This is a genomic window from Roseovarius halophilus (ex Wu et al. 2025) (genome assembly GCF_047086965.1).
Genome location: NZ_JBKOTX010000594.1, coordinates 1 through 347 on the forward strand (window position 1 = coordinate 1; position 347 = coordinate 347).

Genomic DNA, 347 nt, shown 5'->3' on the forward strand with positions numbered 1-347 from the left:
CCGCCGGCGGCGGCTTCGAGCAGCGGAAGGGCGCGGGCCGCGCGGGTTTCGGTTCCGGCGAGGAGCCGGGCCAGCAGGCCTTCGCGGAGGGTGACCGCGGCCACGCCCACCGAGATCGTGACGCTGGCGGTTCCGAGGCCCATCGCGGCGGCGCCGACGATGCCCGCCGTGTCCACGCCCATGCGCCATGTCAGGATCAGCAGGAAGACCGCGCCCGTGCAGGGGCGCAGCCCCACCGCCCCCACCAGCGCCAGCGCCTCGCGCAGCGACCGGGTTTCCGCGGCCTCACGCGTGGTGGGGCCGTGGCGATGGCCACAGGGGGCCTGGCCCGCCCCGCCGGCGTGGAC

The 347-nt window shown here is 77.8% G+C and carries 1 pseudogene; it reads right to left on the reverse strand.

What is annotated here, in order from left to right:
• A pseudogene (locus tag ACH107_RS33640) lies at positions 1 to 347 on the reverse strand (hypothetical protein); the annotation flags it as partial.